Source organism: Stenotrophomonas sp. 109824_Sma (genome assembly GCF_056480025.1).
The window spans coordinates 4511647-4531832 of the sequence record NZ_CM151078.1 but is presented as its reverse complement, the minus strand read 5'-3'; the positions used below and the strand labels follow the sequence as shown (position 1 = coordinate 4531832).

Annotated in this window: 15 protein-coding genes; 8 read left to right on the top strand and 7 right to left on the bottom strand. The window is 67.7% G+C overall.

The window, feature by feature from the left end:
* Positions 1-15 precede the first annotated feature (15 nt).
* Positions 16-1059, bottom strand: a complete 1044-nt coding sequence (gene bioB / locus ACZK1G_RS21265) for a biotin synthase BioB (protein ID WP_049444160.1) — start codon at positions 1057-1059, stop codon at positions 16-18.
* Positions 1060-1218: 159 nt separating this feature from the next.
* Here bioB and ACZK1G_RS21260 point away from each other — a divergent pair, with 159 nt between their 5' ends.
* The 6 genes from ACZK1G_RS21260 (at position 1219) to ACZK1G_RS21235 (ending at position 5902) form a co-directional block, all read left to right on the top strand.
* Positions 1219-1788 carry a DUF3658 domain-containing protein gene (locus tag ACZK1G_RS21260; RefSeq protein ID WP_049444159.1) on the top strand — a complete coding sequence of 190 codons (570 nt, stop codon included), beginning with the start codon at positions 1219-1221 and terminating at the stop codon, positions 1786-1788.
* A 241-nt stretch (positions 1789-2029) separates the two neighbouring features.
* On the top strand, positions 2030-3373 hold the full coding sequence (locus ACZK1G_RS21255) for a chloride channel protein (protein WP_049444157.1): 1344 nt from the start codon (positions 2030-2032) through the stop codon (positions 3371-3373).
* Entirely contained in the window at positions 3370-4032 is a 663-nt protein-coding gene (locus tag ACZK1G_RS21250; protein WP_101766256.1) for a hypothetical protein, read from the top strand. The genes ACZK1G_RS21255 and ACZK1G_RS21250 overlap by 4 nt, the downstream gene beginning before the upstream one ends.
* 97 nt (positions 4033-4129) lie before the next feature.
* Complete coding sequence (locus ACZK1G_RS21245; RefSeq protein WP_049444152.1) at positions 4130-4825, top strand: ComF family protein; 696 nt, start codon at positions 4130-4132, stop codon at positions 4823-4825.
* Between the two features lie 58 nt (positions 4826-4883).
* Positions 4884-5435, top strand: coding sequence for an HdeD family acid-resistance protein (locus ACZK1G_RS21240; protein ID WP_049400854.1), 552 nt, complete (start codon positions 4884-4886; stop codon positions 5433-5435).
* Positions 5432-5902, top strand: coding sequence for a SecDF P1 head subdomain-containing protein (locus ACZK1G_RS21235; RefSeq protein WP_049444150.1), 471 nt, complete (start codon positions 5432-5434; stop codon positions 5900-5902). The genes ACZK1G_RS21240 and ACZK1G_RS21235 overlap by 4 nt, the downstream gene beginning before the upstream one ends.
* Positions 5903-5954: 52 nt before the next feature.
* On the opposite strand, the gene ACZK1G_RS21230 is transcribed toward ACZK1G_RS21235, so the two are convergent.
* From ACZK1G_RS21230 to ACZK1G_RS21205, 6 genes are all read right to left on the bottom strand, one after another.
* Positions 5955-7757, bottom strand: coding sequence for an MFS transporter (locus ACZK1G_RS21230; RefSeq protein WP_197621993.1), 1803 nt, complete (start codon positions 7755-7757; stop codon positions 5955-5957).
* A 241-nt stretch (positions 7758-7998) separates the two neighbouring features.
* Entirely contained in the window at positions 7999-9126 is a 1128-nt protein-coding gene (gene nagA, locus ACZK1G_RS21225) for an N-acetylglucosamine-6-phosphate deacetylase (protein WP_101766255.1), read from the bottom strand.
* Positions 9123-9899 (bottom strand): DeoR family transcriptional regulator, encoded by a 777-nt coding sequence (locus tag ACZK1G_RS21220; RefSeq protein ID WP_014038836.1) that lies wholly within the window; start codon positions 9897-9899, stop codon positions 9123-9125. Before ACZK1G_RS21220 ends, nagA begins: the two co-directional genes overlap by 4 nt.
* Before the next feature lie 33 nt (positions 9900-9932).
* On the bottom strand, positions 9933-11267 hold the full coding sequence (locus tag ACZK1G_RS21215) for a D-tagatose-bisphosphate aldolase, class II, non-catalytic subunit (RefSeq protein WP_049444144.1): 1335 nt from the start codon (positions 11265-11267) through the stop codon (positions 9933-9935).
* 16 nt (positions 11268-11283) lie between these two features.
* A complete protein-coding gene (locus ACZK1G_RS21210; RefSeq protein WP_101766254.1) occupies positions 11284-12222 on the bottom strand; it encodes an ROK family protein in 939 nt (312 codons plus the stop codon).
* Positions 12215-13369, bottom strand: a complete 1155-nt coding sequence (locus tag ACZK1G_RS21205; RefSeq protein ID WP_101766253.1) for an SIS domain-containing protein — start codon at positions 13367-13369, stop codon at positions 12215-12217. The genes ACZK1G_RS21210 and ACZK1G_RS21205 overlap by 8 nt, the downstream gene beginning before the upstream one ends.
* A 322-nt stretch (positions 13370-13691) precedes the next feature.
* Here ACZK1G_RS21205 and ACZK1G_RS21200 point away from each other — a divergent pair, with 322 nt between their 5' ends.
* Positions 13692-17051 (top strand): TIM-barrel domain-containing protein, encoded by a 3360-nt coding sequence (locus ACZK1G_RS21200; protein ID WP_197621962.1) that lies wholly within the window; start codon positions 13692-13694, stop codon positions 17049-17051.
* A 133-nt stretch (positions 17052-17184) separates the two neighbouring features.
* Entirely contained in the window at positions 17185-20160 is a 2976-nt protein-coding gene (locus ACZK1G_RS21195; RefSeq protein WP_197621963.1) for a TonB-dependent receptor, read from the top strand.
* Positions 20161-20186: the final 26 nt, after the last annotated feature.

Genomic DNA, 20186 nt, shown 5'->3' with positions numbered 1-20186 from the left:
TGCTTGCGACCCGTCTCAGGCCGCGTGAGCGCAGCCACAGGCCGGCGCATCGGCGCTGATATCGGCGTGCACGGTACCGCCGTGGTCATGACCCTCGGCATCCACCTGCACCGCCATCGGTTGCAATCCCAGCCGAGCGAACAAGGCCAGGTCGCGCTCGCTCTCCGGGTTGCCGGTGGTCAGCAGCTTGTCGCCGTAGAAGATCGAGTTGGCACCGGCCAGGAAGCACAGCGCCTGCAGTTCGTCGCTCATCGCCTCGCGCCCGGCCGACAGCCGTACCATCGAGCGCGGCATGGCGATGCGTGCCACCGCGATCATGCGCACGAACTCGAACGGGTCCAGCTCGGCGCTGCCGTGCAGCGGCGTACCCGCCACCTGCACCAGCTTGTTGATCGGCACCGAATCGGGATGTGCCGGCAGCGTGGCCAGCGCCAGCAGCAGGCCGACGCGCTGCGCGCGCGTCTCGCCCATGCCGACGATGCCACCGCAGCAGGTCTTCAGGCCGGCATCGCGCACGTGCTCCAGCGTGTCCAGGCGGTCCTGGTACTGGCGCGTGTGGATGATCGAATCGTAGTAGTCCGGCGCTGTGTCGAGGTTGTGGTTGTAGTAGTCCAGGCCGGCGTCCTTCAGCGCACGTGCCTGTTCGCCGCTGAGCATGCCCAGCGTGGCGCAGGTCTCCAGGCCAAGCGCCTTCACCCCGGCGATCATTGCCGCCACCTTCGGAATGTCGCGGTCCTTCGGCGAACGCCACGCGGCACCCATGCAGAAGCGCGAGGCACCGGCGGCCTTGGCCTGGCGTGCCTTGGCCAGCACCGCATCGGTCTCCATCAGCTTCTGCGCGTTCACGCCGGTGCTGTAGCGCTGCGCCTGCGGGCAGTACGCGCAGTCTTCCGGGCAGCCGCCGGTCTTCACCGACAGCAACGTGGAGACCTGCACCTGCGATGGGTCGAAATGCTCGCGATGGACCGCGGCGGCGCGGAACAGCAGCTCGGGAAACGGCAGATCGAACAGCGCCTGCAGTTCGTCGTGTTGCCAGTCGTGGCGGATGGCAGCAGCCATGGCGGGACCTTGGGTACGAGTGGAGCGAGGGCGGCAGTGTGGGTGGGCTGGCGAGGCCTGTCAACTTAAATATTCTTGTGCAGTTTACAGAAATCGACCGCCAGAAATGCGCGCTACGGTGTAAGTTCATTGCTGCATACGGACTCGCGAGCATGAGCCATGGACAGCTACCAGCCCTACCCGATCCGCCCCGATGCGGTGCTGTGCAGCCTGGCCGAACTGCCTGACGGCGGCCTGCGCGTGGTGATGGATGATCTGCGCCAGACGAGTGAACCCGGTCACTGGCAGAACCGCATCTTCGTGACCTTCAAGGACTACGCGGCGGGGCAGCTCGATCCCTCGACGCTGCCCGACGAGGAGTTGCAGGCGTTCGGTCTGTACGTGCTGGTTCGCCTGCTGGCCATCAATGGCTGCCTGCGCGACACCGAGGAGGAGCCCGACAGCGATGCCCACCTTACCGAGCAGCAGCGGCAGAACATCGCCGCGCTGACCGACGAGGACATCGCCTGGATCGATGCGCAACTGCTTTCCCACTGCGATGGGCAGTTCCGGAAAATCGCCTTCATCGTGGGCAACGCGATGTCGCTGGACCCGCAGCGCCGCCCCGGCATTGCCGATGTCTTCTACGCCCAGCGCGTGCGCAAACTGGTCGCGCGCGGCGTACTGGAAGCGCAGGGCGACCTGGCGCGCATGCGCCATGGCGAAGTGCGCATCCGGCAGCAGCCCTGACCGGTGATGCGAGCGATGATGAGTTGGCACATCTGCCGCGCTATCTGGATTGGCTGCGGTAGCAGCCCAACGTGCGCAGCGTGGAAAAGCGCCGGTGGCGGGAGCGCCTGCCCGTCTAGCGGTGCACGCACGGGGCAGGCTGTCAGCAGGATCCACGGCCGGGCATTTCACCGCATCCTGCAAGGCCTTCAGCCACAGTAGCCGCTGTCCGCCTTCCTCCGCAGCGTCCAGACTGCCCCGCATGACCGATCTCCATCGCCTCCGCGGCCGTATCACCGCGCTGGTTCTCAGTGAGGCCTGGCGCCGCCGCGCCGCACTCTGGGGCGGCGCCGTGGCCGTGGCACTGGTGGCCATCCTGTTCGCCAAGGCCAGCGACGCGGCCTTCCACCTGTTCCAGCGCATCACCTCGCATTCGCCGTGGTGGGCCCTGCTGCTCACACCGGGCATCTTCGCGTTGTTGGCGTGGCTCACTTCTGGCGTGCTGAAGCCCACACGGGGCAGCGGCATTCCGCAGGTCATCGCCGCACTGGACAAGCCGGATGAGTCGTTCCGCAGGACCAATCTTTCGCCTGCGGTCTCGGCGGGCAAGCTGTTGCTGACGTCGTTGTCGCTGCTGGGCGGCGCGTCGGTCGGGCGCGAGGGCCCGACGGTGCATGTGGGTGCCAGCCTGATGTACCTGTTCGGCCGCTGGTTCGGCTTCAAGGACCCACGCGAGCTCTCGCACTTCCTGCTGGCGGGCGGCGCGGCGGGCATTGCGGCGGCGTTCAACACGCCGCTGGCCGGCATCGTCTTCGCCATCGAGGAGCTCAGCGGCCGTTTCGAGCATCGGTTCTCCGGCACCTTGCTGACCGCAGTGATTGTCGGTGGCGTGGTGTCGCTCGGCCTGCTCGGCAACTACACCTACTTCGGTCATGTGAGCGCGCGGCTGCCGCTGGGACAGGGCTGGCTGGCGATCCTGCTGTGCGGCGCAGTGGCCGGATTGCTGGGTGGATTGTTCGCGCGCGCGGTGCTGGCGAGTGCGGCGGGCCGCCCGCGTTGGCTGGGCCAGCTGCGGCAGCGGCATCCCGTGCTGCTGGCTGCAGGCTGCGGCCTGGTGGTGGTGGCGCTGGCGTTGACGTTCGGCGAAGGCGCGTTCGGCACCGGCTACGAGCAGGCGCGCAGCCTGGTGCAGGGGCAGGCGATGGTCGGCCATGAATTCGGTCTGATGAAGCTGCTGGCGAATCTGGCGTCCTACGTGGCGGGTATCCCCGGTGGCCTGTTCTCGCCGGCGCTGGCGGTCGGTGCCGGCCTTGGGCATAACCTGGCGGTACTGATGCCGGGCGTGGATCCGCGAGCATTTGTACTGTTAGGCATGTGCGCCTATCTGACCGGCGTCACCCAGGCACCGCTGACCTCGGCGGTGATTTCGCTGGAGCTGACCGACAGCGGCGACCTGCTGCTGCCGATCCTGGCCACGGTGCTGATCGCGCGTGGTGTGTCCGGGTTGGTGTGCCGGGTGCCGATCTATCGTGGGTTGGCGGAGTTGTTGATGATGCCCGTCGTCGCGCCACACTCGCCTTCCAGCGGAAAGGATTTCACGAAGTGAGCTACACCATCGCCCCTGAACAGGTCATCGATTACCCGCCCGAGCGCTTGCGCGAGTTCCATGGCAGCGTGGTCGAGTACATCGACAACCGGGTGTTCATGCTGGATCCGGGGCAACTGGTCGGCGAGGCTGCCGCGCAGGCCTACCGGGAGACCGCAGCCGGGATGTTCACCGCCCTGGGCTGGCAGGGAGATGGCCGCATCGAGCTGTTGTGGCTGCCCGCCTTTGTTTTCCCGCTGTCGGAGCACATGGCGGATGTCGGTGTTGGCGTCTGGCACGTCAAGCAGGAAGAAGACGGCATCTCCTACCTGTTGTCGCCGGTGCCGATGCCGTTCGAGGCACTGCACAACACGCCACACTGGAAGGAGGTCCGCCAGGCGGCAGAACGCAGGCGCGGTGCACTGGGCCGAGCGGTGGATGAAGTCCTGCACTATGTATGGGATCCAATAGGCATCCAGGCCAATCCGGACTGCCGTGGCGAGTACGCCGCCTACGCAGATCGCATCGAGTCCCAGCTGCTGCGCGGTGCAGGCGAACAGGAACTGTGTGCGGCCCTTGCCGGCATGGCGCGCAATGAAATGGGCGTCAATCCGGATGAGTACAGGACCCAGCGCGCCGCCGCCGCCCTGGTGGCCTGGCGGGCATCCCTGCGTGACTGACCCGATGAGACGACTGACGGTACTGCGTCCGCTTTCCTGACCGTCCGGTGTGGTTGCCGGTGATGGTTCCGGCATCGCTGCGCGGGCAGGTTGGGGTATGCCTCTTGCCTACCTCCCTCTACCGGCGGATTGGCCCGCAGCGCTGCTTCGCGTGCTCCTGCCACTGCGGTGTCTGGTCTGCGGCGACCCGGGCCACGATGATCTTGACCTGTGCCGCGCCTGCCTTGCCGACCTGCCGTGGTCCGGCCGTGCCTGCCTGCGCTGTGCGTTGCCGTTGCCCGACACGGCGTTGATCGTCTGCGGCAGCTGCCGCGAGGAAGCACCACCGCAGACGGCCACCCATGCCAGCCTGTTGTACCTGCCACCGGTCGACCAGCTGCTGGTGCGCTACAAGTTTCATCAGGACCTGGCGGCCGGCCGCCTGCTGGCGCAGTTGATGCGACGCGCACCGCCGCCCTGGTCATGCCCACCGCTGGTGCCGGTACCGCTGCACCGGCGCCGCCTGCGCCAGCGCGGCTACAACCAGGCCGCCGAACTGTGTCGCCTGCTGCCGATGCCGGTCTGGCACGGGCTGTACCGGCAGCGGCATACGGCGCCGCAGTCCGAACGCACGGCCGAACAGCGCCGGGAGAACCTGTTCGATGCGTTCGATGTACGCGATCCGGTGCCACCGCGACTGACCGTGGTCGACGACGTGATGACCACCGGCAGTACGGTGATGGAGATTGCCGAAACGCTGCGCTGCGTGGGCGCTGAAGAGGTGCGGGTATGGGTGTGCGCGCGGGTGCCGTGATCGTCCTCTTCATCGCCAGGGGCTAGGATGAGGCCGGTTCCGGATCGAAGGAGTGGCCATGAATTCCCCCTTGTCTCCCTTGTTGTCGGCGGTGGGTCGCAGCTGGTGGATCCTGCTGCTGTATGGGCTGGTTGCGCTGGGCTTCGGCATCATCGCCATTGGCTGGCCGCTGTCCGCCGCCATGGCACTGGCGTGGACGCTGGGCGTGATGGCCATCGTTGAAGGTGTCATCAGCCTGTTCGCACTGGTCAGCGGCGGCAGCGGTGCGTCGCGTGGCTGGCTGGCACTGTATGCCATCGCCTCGCTGGGTTTCGGCATCCTGGCGGTGATCAATCCGCTGGCCACCGCCAGCGTGCTGGTGCTGTTCCTGGCGGCATGGCTGCTGGTGGCCGGCATCTATCGCATCGTGTTCGCGATCCGCGTACGCAAGCAGATCCAGGGCGAGTGGCTGCTGATTCTCAGTGGCGTGCTGGCGGTGGTGCTGGGCCTGCTGTTCGCTGCCAATCCGTATGCAGGCGTGGCGGTGACCACGCTGTGGATCGGCATCGGCAGCCTGCTGTACGGGCTGTTGCAGGTGCTTGTGGCGTTCAAGCTGCGGAAGCTGAAGTGAGGGTTGCGCTTCCGCTTCTGCTGGGGGCGGCGCTGGTGCTGGCCGGATGCATGCCAGGTGCCGCGCCCGGTGCGCTGGCAGGCAAGGAGCATGCGCCACGCCCCGGCGTGGATGTGCGCCTGAGCGCGGTCGATGCAGACGGCAAGGGTACCCAAGCGCAGTGGCAGGGCGAGACGCTGGCCCTGCGCGAGCCGCCGATTGCCGGCAGCGCGGACATCGCCGATGTGCGCTATGTGCTGGATGAAGGCAAGCAGCCGGGCCTGCAGATCCGCTATCGGCCGGAGGCGCACCAGCGCATCCACGATGGCACCGCGGCCCTGGTGGGCCAGCGGGCGGCGATCAGCGTGGACGGCCGCGTGCTGATGGTGGCGACGGTGCAGGGACCGTTCGGCGAATCGATGATGCTGAGCGGGCTGTCCAGCGTTGCCGAAGCGCAGGCGCTGGCCAGGCACATCACGGGCGAATGACGGGCGCGCCTGCAACCCCGCGCTGCGCGCGGAGGTCGACCCAGGTCGACTGCTACCGCGCGAAGCGGGCCTCGATCTCTTCCAGCGACTTGCCCTTGGTCTCCGGCAGCCAGAACGCGGCTACCAGGAAGAACACGAAGGTGCACGCCGCCCAGAACACGAACATGCTGGCGTAGCCGTAGTGGCCCACCGTGGGCAGGAAGATCGCGGCGATGGTGGTCGACACGAACTGGTTGATCAGCAGTGCGATGCTCATGCCGTTGGAGCGGATGCGGTTCGGCATCAGCTCCGACAGCGCCAGCCACACGCAGACGCCGGGGCCGACCGCGAAGAACGCGACGAACACCAGGATGCAGGCGGCCACCGCCCAGCCGTGGGCCGGCGGCGGCACCGGGCCGATGCGTGCCTGCTCGATGCGCAGCGGTGCCTGCGCGGCCTTGGCCGGGTCGGCGAACGGGTTCAGATGCAGTTTGCGGAAGAACGCGCCGATCACGCTGTCCGGCTGCACGGTGCCGGCACGCTCGATGCGCAGCTCGCGGTCGGTCAGATTGTCGCTGCGCAGGGCGCGCACATTGGTGAAGTCGCCATAGGCATACGACACGGTCAGCTGCAGCGGCCTGCCTTCGCTGTCGATGCCAACACCCAAGCGCTGCCACTGCGCGTCATCCAGTACCAGTTGCAGGCCATCGCCGCTGACCGCCGCCTGCAGCTGCGGCTGCACGTCGGTACGGCCGCGCTCGGCCTGGAAGAACAGCGTGGCGGCGGCCAGCAGGGCCACGCAGATGCCGCCGCTGCCGAGCATCAGCAGGAATTTGCGGCCCTTGCGGTCGACCAGCAGCAGCGCGACCACGGTCATCACCGCATTGAGCAGCTTGATCGCCACGTCAGCGCCATTGGCCACCGAGCCGGACAGGCCCGCCTGGTTGAGGATGTTCACTGCGTAGGCCAGCACCGAGTTGATGCCAGTGGCCTGGGTGCAGGCCAGCACCACGCAGGCGAGCAGGAACGGCACCACGTAGCGGCGGCTGAGCAGCGGGTCGCGCTTGCCGCTGCTGCTGCGCGATTCCGGTGCCTGGATCTGTGCAAGCGTGGGTTCCACCTCCGCAGCCGGCAGCACGCGCTGCAGGCTGCGGCGCGCGTCATCGATGCGGCCGCGCCGCACCAGCCAGCGCGGTGACTCGGACAGCCAGAAGATGCCGGCGCAGAACAGCAGGCCCGGCGCCAGGCAGGTCCAGAAGATGGTGCGCCAGGCGTGGTCCTTCACCGCAAACAGCTCCTGCGCCTGCTGCGCGACCGGCAGTGAGCGCACGGCTTCGGCGGCGGCATCCACTGCATGGGCCTGGTACAGGCCGATCAGCGCCGCCAGCACCAGGCCGACGGTCAGCAACAGCTGGAACATCGCCGCGCCGCGCCCGCGTCGTTCGGGGCTGAGCACTTCGGCCAGGTACAGCGGAATCACCACGCCAATCAGGCCGCCACTGATGCCCTGCAGCAGCCGGCCGAGCAGCAGCGGCGTGTAGCCCGAAGCCAGCGCCATGATCGGAATCGAGGCGGTGAACAGCAGGCCGGCCAGCAGCATCGCGCCGCGGCGGCCGATCAGGTCGGCGACCATGCCGGCGAACAGCGAGGACAACACACTGCCCAGCAGCACTGCCGCGACGACGAAGCCGAGCTGCTGGCTGCTGAGCTGCCACGCGTGGCTGGCCGTTGCCTCCAGGTAGGGCAGGGCACCGGCGATGATGCCGATGTCGATGCCGTACAGCAGGCCACCGAGGCCGCCGATGAAGAGCAGGTAGCGTACGGTCCAGCGCGGGGTGGTGGAAGCGGGTACGGCAGGTGCGGCGGCTGCGGTCATCGGCGTATTCCTGGAATAACGGGGATGGTGCGTGGCTGAGGCATTGCGCTTGCGCGCTTCATGTAGAGCCGAGCCATGCTCGGCTTGCCGCGCGAAGCGCGGCACGGACGTCATCGATGTCGGTATGAAAAGCAGCCGAGCCTGGCTATGCCGATCGTCCTGATCGGCACCCTCCGGGCCGTCGCAAGCGACGTTGGCAATGGCTCCTGCCATTGCCTTCGGCTCTACAAAAACGCAGATATCAGGCGTTTGCGGCGTTCAAATCGACTACCCGCCCGCCCACCACCACCTGCTGCAGGCGCAGTTCGGCATCCAGCACCACCAGGTCGGCGCGGGCGTCGGGCGCGATGCGGCCGCGATCGTCCAGGCCGAGATACGCGGCGGGGAAGGTGGAAACACGCTGCGACGCGTCGGCCAGCTCCAGGCCGACCCGCACCAGGTTGCGCAGCGCCTGGTCCATGGTCAGCGCGCTGCCGGCCAGCGAACCGGTCGCCAGGCGCACGCAGCCGCCGCACTTGTGCACGCGCTGTTCGCCCAGCGCGTACTCGCCATCGGGCATGCCCGTGGCGGCGGTGGCGTCGGTCACCGCGTACAGGCGCGGGATCGCACGCGCGGCCAGGCGGATCACGCCGGGGTGGATGTGCTGCAGGTCGGGGATGATCTCGGCGTACTGTGCATGTGCCAGCGCCGCTGCGGCGATGCCCGGGCGATAGTGATCGACGCCGGTCATGCCATTGAACAGGTGGGTGAAGCCGGAGGCGCCGGCCTGCAGCGCGGCCACGCCTTCCTCGTAGGTGCCGGCGCTGTGGCCAAGCTGCACGCGGATGCCCATCGCCGAAAGCGCAGGTATCAGCGCGGTGTGCTCGCCGATTTCCGGGGCCAGCGTCATCACCCGGATCGGTGCCAGCGCATGCAGCTGTTGCACCAGCGCCAGCGTCGCCTCGATGGTGCGGTTGGGCTGCGCGCCCAGGCGCTGCGGGCTGATGAACGGGCCTTCCAGATGCACGCCGGCAATGCAGGCGGCGTCGGCATCGGGCGCCGCCATGGTGGCGGCCACACCCTGCAGCGCGTGCTCGATCTCGTCCAGCCCGGCGGTCATGGTGGTCGCCAGCAGCGTGGTGGTACCGAAGCGCAGATGGGTGCGGGCGATGGTGCGTGCCACGTCGCCGCCCTGCATCAGGTCCACGCCGGCCGCGCCGTGCACATGCAGGTCGATGAAGCCGGGCAGGATCACCGGCAGCTGCAGGTCGTCAGCGCCGCTGTGGTCATCCACCTGCAGCTGGCGCACCTGCGAATCGAAGTGGACGTGACCACGCCGCCAACCCAGCGGGGTGAGGATGCGGCCATGCAGGGTGCGGGTGTCGGTCATGCGGTGGGCTCGGCGATGATCACTTCGATGCCCAGCCGCTGCAGCCCTTCGCGGGTTGCATCGTCGATGCCGGCGTCGGTGATGATGGCGTGGATCTGATCCAGCAGGGCGATGCGGTGCAGGCTGACGCGGCCGAACTTGGAGGCATCGGTCAGCACCACGATGCGGCGCGCGCGCTCGACCATGCGGTGGTTGAGGCGGGCTTCGGCCTCGTCGTGGGTGGTCAGGCCGAACTGCAGGTCCAGGCCGTCCACGCCCAGGAACAGGGTGTCGAAGCTGTACGAGTTGAGGCTGGCCTCGGCCTGGCTGCCCTGCAGCGACAGCGACTGCTGGCGCAGCAGGCCGCCGGTCAGCAGCACGGTGATGCCTGCGGCATTGGCCAGTTCCCAGGCGATGTTCAGGCCGTTGGTCATCACCGTCACGTCGCGATGCGCGCGCAGGTGGCGGGCCAGGGTCATCGTGGTCGAGCCGGAGTCGATGATGATGTTGTCGCCGGGCTGCACCAGGCGCGCGGCGCGCGCACCGATCGATTCCTTCAGCGGCAGGTTCAGTGCGTCCTTCTCGTGGATGTCCTGTTCCTGCGGCGGCGTACGAACGAGCGTGGCACCACCGTGGGTACGGTTGGCCAGGCCCTGCGACTCGAAGTGGGTCAGATCGGCACGGATGGTCACCGCCGACACGCCGAAGCGCTCGACCAGATCGGCCACCTGTACCGAGCCGTGCTCGATCAGCAGCTGCAGGATCTGTTGCCGGCGGGAGCGGGTGTTGCGCATGGCCATTCTCGGTTTCGCGGGAAAAGGTAGAGATTAGCCGTTCGCAGGAACGCCGGCAGCCGAACCTGCGCTCTGCACGCGGGTGCCGGCCTGGTTGGCGCTGCAGGCGCGGGCGTACTCGCCCAGGCACAGGCCGATGCGGTGCTGCACCAGGGCGGTGGGGGTGTTGACAAGGCGGCCTTCGCGCACGGCGCGGTACTGCTCCGGCAGGTACTGGCTGAGCAGTACCAGCGGCGGCGCGTGCTGCTCCAGGTTGTCGAACAGGGTCTGCACCGCCTGCACCAGCGCCGGCTCGCCCCAGTAGTAGCGGCAGCGGTCGCTGAAGGAGTAGCTGCGCAGCAGCCGCAGCGCGGCGTCATCGCCCTGGTAATAGGACTGCCAGTACTTCGGCTGCGCCACCATCACCTCGTCCAGCACCTGCGGCAGGCGCGAGCACTGTGCGGCCGGCAGCAGTTCGGCTTCGATCGCGGCCAGCGCGAACAGCGCCTCGCGGTAGGCGAAGGTGGCGGCCGGGCCGACCTTCAGGATGGCGAAGTGGTCGCGTACCAGCGCGTGCAGGCCACTTTCGCGCTGGTAGTCGGTGGAATGCGCTTCGAACACGATGCGCGGCTGCTGTTCGAGGAAATCGGCCAGCGCACTGGCGGCGGCCGGGTCGTATTCGTGCACGCTGCTGTGGTCGAAGTCCACGCCGGGCTGCACCACCATCGCGATCACGCGCTGCCACGCGTCGCGCAGCTGCGGGGTATCGAACGCCTGCTGGTGGATGGCCAGGGTCTGCGCGGCGGCGGCCGGCGTGGTCACCTGCAGGCCTTCGGCCAGCGAGGCTTCGCCACCGGGAATCGGCACTTCGGTGCCGATCACGTAGACCGGCGGCGGCAGGCCGTGTTCGGCGGCGGTGCGCTCGGCGATCTCGGCCAGCTCGGCCGAACGCGCGGCGACGATGGCATCGGGCAGCGGCACCGGGTCGTCGGCGCAGGACATGCTGCAGTCCAGGTGGATCTTGTGGAAACCGGCGGCGACGTAGGCTTCGATCAGCACGCGCGCGTGGGTCATCGCTTCGGCCGCCGGGCGCTTCTGCCAGGCATTCGGGCCGAGATGGTCACCGCCCAGGATCAGCCGCTCGCGCGGGAAGCCTTCCTCATCGGCCAGCGTGCCGACGTAATCGCGGTACTGCGGCGGGGTCATGCCGGTGTAGCCGCCGAACTGGTCGACCTGGTTGGAGGTGGCCTCGACCAGCAGCACGGTGCCATGTGCCTGCGCCACGTGCATGGCTGCGCGCAGCACCTGCTCGTTGCTGCAGCAGACGCTGTACAGGCCGACGTTGGCACCAGCGCGGTGGGAGGCAAGCAGGGTCTGCAACGGGGACATGGTCAGGCTCCGGACATCAGGAAAACGAGGGTTGGCAGGCGAGCAGGGCAGCACCACGTGCGCCGCCGGCATCGCCAAAGCGTGGCGGCACGATCGGTGGCACCTGCACGCCCTTGAACAGATGGGCGGCGATGGCGGCGGGCAGGTGCTCGTAGAGCGGCGCGTACTGCGAAAGACCGCCGCCGAGCACGATCACGTGCGGGTCCAGCGCCAGCACCAGCGCGGCCAGGCTGTGGCCGAGCAGGTCGCGATGGATGTCCAGCGCCTTGCGCGCGCGCGCATCACCGGCTTCGGCCAGGGCGATCACCGCACTGGCGTCGGCGGCGCTGCCACCAAGGTGGCGCTCGATCATCGCCACGCCACTGCCGGACACATAGCGCTCCACGCAGCCCTGCAGGCCACAGGCGCAGTCGATCAGCGGCAGGCCGTGGCGCTGCAGCAGATGCCCGGGCACGCTCCAGTGGCCCCATTCGCCGGCCAGCCCGTTGAAACCGGACAGCAGGCGGCCCTGCACGCAGAAACCACCGCCAGCGCCGGTGCCGAGGATGGCGCCGAACATGCTGGGATAGCCGTCGGCGGCACCGCCGTGTGCTTCAGACAGGGCAAAACACTGCAGGTCATTGCCGAAATGTAGCGGCCGCTGCAGGCGCGCCTGCAGGTCGGCCGCCACGCTGTGGCCGGTCAACGCCGGCACATTCGCGCTCAGCTGGCGGCCACTGTGGCGGTCGCGCACGCCGGGCAGGGCGATGCCGATGGCCGCATCACTGCGGCCAAGTGCAGCGTCTGCCTCGGCCACCAGCGCCACCACCGCCTGCAGGAAACCGTCGTAGTCGCCCTGCGGCGTGCTGACGCGACGGCGCCAGGTGACCTGCATCGCCGCATCGCACGCCACCAGCTCGATCTTGGTGCCGCCGATGTCGATGCCGTAGCAGGCGTGGGCGATCAGCTCAGCCATGGTGGATGGTGACGCCCTTGACGACGCGGTTGACGGTGCCGTCCGGGAACGGGTTGTCCGGGGTCAGCCCGAGCGCGGCCGAGCGCTGCAGCGCGAACAGCTGCGCGAAGCCCAGCCATACCGGCGCCAGCCACGGATCGTCCAGTGCCGGCACGATCAGGGGGTATTCGTCATCGGCGCCGATGTCCGAATGCGGGCCGATCGCCAGTACCTGGCCGGCCACGCCGTCGCGGCGCAGCTCTTCCAGCAGGTCCTGTTCGTAGCGGCGCGCCAGCGGCTGCACGCTGCGCAGCACCACCACCAGGGTGTTGCCGTCCAGCGTCGATTTCGGGCCATGGCGGAAGCCCAGCGGGGTGTTGGCCAGCGCCAGCACGCGGCCGGCGGTCAGCTCCAGCACCTTCAGCGCGCACTCGCGTGCCAGCGCTTCCAGCGGGCCGCTGCCGAGGTAGATGATGCGGTTGAACGGGCGTTGCGCCAGCGCCGCCACCGGTGCATCCCACTGTGCCTGGCCTTCGCGGGCCAGCGCGGCGATCTGCTTCAGGCGCGCCACGCGCGCATCCCACGGCGAACGATCGAACACGGTCAATGCGGCCAGCAGCATGCAGGTCAGGCTGCTGGTCATGGCGAAGGCACGGTCGCAGCTGGCGGAGGGCATCAGCAGGGTGCAGGTGTCGGCACGGCCGGCGCCACGACGGGCCAGTTCGCCATCGGCGTTGCAGGTGATGTCGAGGAAGCGCGCGTCATCCACGTCGCTGCGCACGCGGCCCACTGCCGCCACGCTCTCCGGGCTGGAGCCGCTGCGGCCGAACGAGACCAGCAGGGTCGGGCGGTCGCGCTGCAGGTACAGCGCCGGGTGGGTCAGCAGGCTGGTGGTGTGCACCACGCGCACATCAGCTGGCCACTGCGCGTTGATCGCGTCGGCCACCATCTCGGCAATGAAGCCGGAGCTGCCGGCGCCGGTGAACAGCACGCGCTGGTTGGGATCGTTGAGGCTGTCGCCGAGGAAGGCCTGCAGGCGGTCGCGCGCACGCGACAGGTCCTGTGCGAGGGCTTCCCACAGCGCAGGCTGCTGGGCGATTTCGGTAGCGGTATCGGCTCCGCCAAGGCGCTGCCAGGCGGACACATCGGAAAGCAGGGTGACGTCCATTCGGAGGTTCCAGTTGGGCCAGCGCACCATCTGCGTTTTCTTTCGAAATGTCAAACATCGAAAGTAAAAGGAAAGAAAATGGGTGAGTGACTTTCCGCGTCGCGAGGTGCCCGGGAAAACGAAAGGATCGACGAAATGCCGTATCGCACAACGCTTAACAGGCACCTGCAAGCGCTTACACAAAGTATTGCGACGCAACAACTTTCGTTTCAATGGAATATATCTTCCTTTTTCCTTTCAATTTGTTGACATCTTTCGAATCGCTGCCCTAGAGTCGGCCCAACCGCTTTCGAAACGCCCGGTGAACGGGTTGGGAGTCCGCGTGGAAAACTGCGTTCGTCGCTCGCCGCTGATGCTGGCCCTGTTGCCGGCATTGATGCTGGCGTCCATGCCGGCCCGGGCCGAGCCGGTCGGCAACCTGCGTTCGGTGGCCGCCAGCGACAGCCGCGACGGCGTGCAGGGCTGGGACCTGCAGACCGACAAGGGCGCGCGCATCCGCATCGAGCTGCCGGCCACCGACATCATCCGCGTGCAGGCCGGCCGCAACGGCAAGCTCACCGGTGCAGGCGACAAGGCCGCGCCGATCGTGCTGCCGCAGCCCAAGGCGAACGTGCAGGCGCAGCTGGAAGAAGACGCGCAGGAACTCCGCGTGCGCACCGATGCACTGGTGCTGCATGTACAACGGCAGCCGCTGCGCCTGCGCCTGGAGCGGCTGGACAACGGCCAGCCCACCGCCCTCTGGCAGGAGCTGCAACCACTGGACCTGGATGCCACGCAGAGCGTGCAGGTGCTGTCCTCGCAGGCCGACGAAGGCTATTACGGCGGTGGCCAGCAGAACGGCCGCTACCAGTTCAAGGGCCGCGAGCTGGAAGTGTCCTACTCCGGCGGCTGGGAAGAGGGCGACCGCCCCAGCCCGGCACCGATGCTGCTGAGCAGCCGCGGCTGGGGCATGTTGCGCAATACCTGGAGCGATGGCAGCTACGATCTGCGCGAGGCCGACCAGGCCACGCTGCTGCATCGCGAAGACCGCTTCGATGCCTATTACTTCGTAGGCTCCGATCTGCCGAAGCTGATCGAACGCTACACCCAGCTGACCGGTCGCCCCAACATGGTGGCGCGCTGGGCGCTGTCCTACGGCGATGCCGATTGCTACAACGACGGCGACAACAGCAAGAAGCCCGGCACCGTGCCCGAGGGCTGGAGTGACGGCCCGACCGGCACCACGCCGGATGTGATCGACAGCGTGGCCAAGCAGTACCGCGCCCACGACATGCCCGGTGGCTGGATCCTGCCCAACGATGGCTATGGCTGCGGTTACAAGCAGCTGCCGGAAACGGTGAAGGGCCTGGCCTCGTACGGCTTCCGCACCGGTCTGTGGACCGAGAACGGCGTCGACAAGATCGCCTGGGAAGTGGGCAAGGCCGGCAGCCGCGTGCAGAAGCTGGACGTGGCCTGGACCGGCAAGGGCTACCAGTTCGCGATGGATGCCAACCGCCAGGCGTTCAACGGCATCCTCGACAATTCCGATTCGCGCCCGTTCCTGTGGACGGTGATGGGCTGGGCCGGCATCCAGCGCTATGCCGTAGCGTGGACCGGCGACCAGAGCAGCAGCTGGGACTACATCCGCTGGCACGTACCGACCCTGGTCGGCTCGGGGCTGTCCGGCATGGCCTACGCCAGCGGCGACGTTGATGCGATCTTCGGCGGCAGCGCCGAGACCTTCACCCGCGACCTGCAGTGGAAGGCATTCACCCCGGTGCTGATGGGCATGAGCGGCTGGTCGTCGAATGCGCGCAAGCACCCGTGGTGGTACGACGAGCCCTATCGCAGCATCAACCGCGATTACCTGAAGCTGAAGATGCGCCTGACCCCGTACATGTATGGGCTGGTGCACGAGGCCGCGCAGACCGGTGCACCGCCGGTGCGTGGCCTGATGTGGGACAACCCGCGCGACCCACACGCGCAGGATGAAACCTACAAGTACCAGTTCCTGCTCGGCCGCGACCTGCTGGTGGCGCCGGTGTACCGCAGCCAGGCCGCCAGCCGTGGCTGGCGCCGCGACATCCATCTGCCGGCTGGTGGCTGGATCGACTACTGGGATGGCCGCCGCGTGCAGGCCGCCGCCGATGGCCGCCAGCTCGACCGCCAGGTGGACCTGGCCACGCTGCCGGTGTTCGTGCGTGCCGGTGCGATCCTGCCGATGTACCCGTCGATGCTGTTCGATGGCGAAAAGCCACTCGATGAGGTGACGTTCGACCTGTACCCGCAGGGCGATTCGCAGTACACGCTGTACGAAGACGACGGCAACACCCGCCGCTACCAGCAGGGCGAATCGAGCACGCAGCAGATCCGCGTGCAGGCGCCGGCACAGGGCAGTGGCCCGGTGCAGGTGCAGATTGACGCCGTGCAAGGCCAGTACAACGGCCAGCTGGCGCAGCGTCGCTATGGTCTGCGTGTACTCAGCCGGCAGGCGCCGCGTGCGGTGCAGGCTGGTGGCCGTGCGCTGCCAGCTTTGGCCAATGCCGCCGCCTTCAACGGCGCTGCTGAAGGCTGGTATTTCGATGCCGCCGAACGCCGCGGCACCCTGCATGTGCGCACGGCCACACAGGACATCCGCCAGCCACTGCAGCTGCAGCTGGACTTCGCGGTGGCCGCTGCAGCCGCCGACGATGCCTATCCGGCCGCGCCGGTGCTGGGACGCGAACTGCCGGCCGACAGCCTGCTGGTGGTCAACCGCCCGGCCGAAGAGCCCGGCCATGCGCTGGAAAATGCCTTCGATGATGATCCGGGCACCTGGTTCCGCAGCGTCCGCAACCAGGCCGTGCGCACCGGCGCGCATGAGTGGGTGATCGGCTTCGGCGAGCGGAAGATGATCGATGGCATCGACATCGCGCCGCGCAACGACAAGAACTGGAAGCACGGCCAGGTCCGCGACTACGAGGTGTACCTGGGCGACAGCAATGGCGAGTGGGGCGAGCCGATCGCCCGCGGCCGCCTGCAGCTGAAGGAAGGCGTGCAGCGCATCGACTTCCCGGCGCATGCCGGCCGACTGCTGCGCTTCCGCGTGCTGAGCGTGCAGAACCCGGAAGGCGACGGCGCCAGCAGCACCGACCCGATGGTCACCGCAGCGCAGGGCAGTGCCCGCGCCTTCGATGCGCTGCAGCCACGCGACGTTGGCCCGATTGCGTTGTCCACCTTCCACATCCTCGAGCACCAGGAACCGGAGCGACCGGCCCGGCAGCGCTATCTCTCCGAGCTGCCGGTGCCGGCCGCGCTGGCCAGCCAGGTGCGCACCGACCAGTCCTTCCGTGGCGACGCCGGCATGCGCATGAACGGGCTGCAGTTCCGCCGTGGCCTGGGTGTCGGCGCCAACAGCCGCATCGACCTGCGCCTTCAGGGCGGCTGGCACCTGCTGCGCGCCGACCTCGGCATCGACGACGCCTGCCGCAACGCCGGTGGCCTGCAGTTCCAGGTCTGGGGTGACAACCGCCTGCTGTACGGCAGCGGCCTGGTGAAGGCGCCCGGCGTGGTCAAGCCGGAGCTGGACATCCGAGGCCTTTCCACCCTGAGCCTGCGCACGCTGGGTGCGCAGGGCAGCCAACCCGCCCAGGTCTGTGCCAACTGGGCCAACGCCGTGCTGATCGGCCAGGAGGGCGACTCCGCCAGCATCGTCGCCCCATGACTCCCTCGTAACACCGCTCCTCCCCCCGCCCATTCCGACTACGGCCCTCATGGCCGTGGCCCGGGAGCGTTTTGCCCGCCGAACGCCCACGCGCTCACTTTTTGCGCCGCACCCCTGCCAGGAGAGAACCCCGATGTTGCCCGCCCGCCACCACCGCCCCCCCTGTCGTTCGATCGCTCCGCTGTCGCTGGCCATCGCCGGCGTGCTGCTGTCGGTCGCCGTTCCTGCCTTCGCCCAGGAGAGCAAGGACAAGGCCACCGACCTGGCCCGCATCGAGGTCACCGGCTCCAACATCCGCCGCACCGACGTTGAAACCGCGTCGCCGGTGCAGGTGATCAGCAAGCAGGACATCCAGAACATGGGTGCGCGCACGCTGCTGCAGGTGCTCGACAACCTGCCCGCCGCACGCCCGGCGCAACAGGACGCGCGTTCGCTGTTCACCGGCTCCGACGGTGCCTCGCAGGCCAACCTGCGTGGCCTCGGCGCACAGGGCACGCTGGTGCTGCTGAACGGTCGCCGCCTGTCGTACTACGGTGCGCCGGCCGGCTTCCAGACCCAGTTCGTCAACATCGATGCGATCCCGGCCGCGGCCATCGAGCGCATGGAAGTGCTGACCGACGGCGCCTCGGCGGTGTACGGCACTGACGCGGTGGCCGGCGTGATCAACGTGATCACCAAGCGCAACTTCCAGGGCGCCGAGATCAGCTTCACCAACGACACCTCGTCGCGCATCGATTCCTACGGCGAGCGCCAGGCCAGCATCACCGCCGGCTTCGGTGACCTGACCGAGAACCGCTTCAACATCTACGGCGCGGTGAACATGTACCGCCGCGACGCGATTCCGCTCAGCGACTTCTACGACAAGCGGCCCGACCAGTACTACGTCAACAACCCGAACTACCTCAACAACCTGCGCCTGGGCGTGGGCAGCAAGCCGGGCGAATTCAACCCGGGCAGCTACTTCGCGTTCGATCCGGTCACCGGCCGTCGCGTGCAGGAAGCGGCACCGGGCTGCAAGAACGTGCTGACCAGTGAAGCGGCCGGACCGCGTTGCGTCTGGGAAACCTGGATGAACAACGAGATCGATGCCGGCGCCAAGTCCGAGCGCAACACGGCCTACCTCAACGGCACGTTCCTGGTGGGCGACAGCACCGAGATCTTCGCCGAGGCGACCTACACCGACATCGACCTGCGTGCCAACGGCGGCACGCCGCGCACCTACGGCACCACCACCGGCAACCCGACCAGCTGGTTCTCGCGCAACACCGGCAACAACGTCAACCAGTTCCTGTACCCGTTCCTGGGCCCGAACAACGAGTACAACCACGCCAGCCCGCAGATGAAGGCGATGATGGGCGGCGTGGTCGGCCTGAATTACCTGCTGCAGGATGCTGGCCCGAACTACTTCGGCCAGCGCAACACCGACAAGAGCTACCGCGTGCTGGCCGGCGCGCGTGGCAACCGGGGTGACTGGAACTGGGAGACCGCGTTCGCCAGCGCGGGTACGCACTCCACCACGTACCAGACGATCAACGTCAACATCAAGGGCTTCGAGAAGGCCTTCGGCCCGTACTCGATCGATCCGACCACGGGCCGCGTGATCATCTCCGACCACCCGGCGTACAAGTTCGGCGAGATCAGCGAAGCCAACGCTGCGCTGATCCGCGAAGCGTTCCCGACCTTCGACATCCAGTCGTGGACGCGCCTGCACACCCTGGACGGCAAGATCGAAGGCCCGCTGTTCCAGCTGCCGGCCGGCGAGATGCGCGCCGCGTTCGGCTTCAACGCCAGCCGCGAAACCTTCTACACCCCGGGCAACGCCGATGCAGCCAATGGCCTGATTTCCCAGCAGGGCGGCTCGTGGTTCGACGGCAAGCGCAACACCTACGCGCTGTTCGCCGAGACCGTGGCACCGATCACCGACAAGCTGGAACTGGATGCCGCGGTGCGCGTGGACAAGTACCCGAACTTCAGCGCCAACGTCGCGCCGAAGATCGGCTTCAAGTACCAGGCGTTCGACCAGCTGATGCTGCGCGGTACGTACTCCACCGGTTTCCGTGCACCGAGCCTGGCCGAGTCCGGCAACGGTGGCGTGTTCGCTCAGCTCGGCGGCTTCCGTGACGAGCTGCGCTGCAACGAGACCAACGCCATCGCCAACCTGTTGCTGAAGTCGCAGCGGCCGGGCGATGTCGATCTCGGCAAGACCCTGCTCAACGTCGACTGCAGCCGCACCGTGGCGCGCATGACCCAGCCGAACAAGGACCTGAAGCCGGAGAAGGCGAAGATCGCCACCCTTGGCTTCGTCTACGAGCCGGCGAGCTGGCTGTCGGTGTCGGCCGACTACTGGTTCATCTACCGCAACAATGAAATCGTCGCGCCGGACTATCGCCGCATGGAAGACATCATCTCGATGTCGCGCTCGCCGATCACCGACAGCGACCGTGCCAACCTGGCCCAGCTGACGGCGATGTGCGCCGACCCGGCCAGCGGCGTGAGCTGCCCGGCGAACCTGCCGGGCTACTCGGCCGGCAACGTGGCCAGCGTGGTGGGCCAGTACAAGAACCGCGGCAAGACCCTGATCGACGGCTTCGACATCGATGCGCGTAGTCGCTTCTCGCTGGGCGACTGGGGCAACCTGAACATCGGCCTGGCCGCCACCATCGCCAACCGCAACCGCTTCTACATGGACGCCGAGAACGGCTGGTACTACGGCGACGTGGTCGGCTACTACAACAACCCGCGCCTGCGTGCCACGCTCAATGCCGACTGGACCTACAAGCAGGTGACCACCAGCATGTTCGTCAACTACGTCGGCGGCACCAAGTGGGCCACCGACCAGGTCGATGAAGTGAGCAACAACAAGGAGACCTGCACCGGCGGCTACCTGGCCCTGCAGAAGAGCAAGTGTGACGGCGCGCCGTCGTGGTGGACCGCCAACATGAGCGTCACCTGGCGCCCGGATGATGCGTGGAACCTGAGCTTCACTGTCAAGAACCTGTTCAACCGCCTGCCGTTCTACGACCCGAACAGCTTCCTGGGTGACTCCAGTGACTACGCAACCATCTTCGGCCGTGGTTACAGTGTGACCATCGGCTACCGGTTCAAGTAATTCCGTTTGCGTGACCTGGCGTGCCG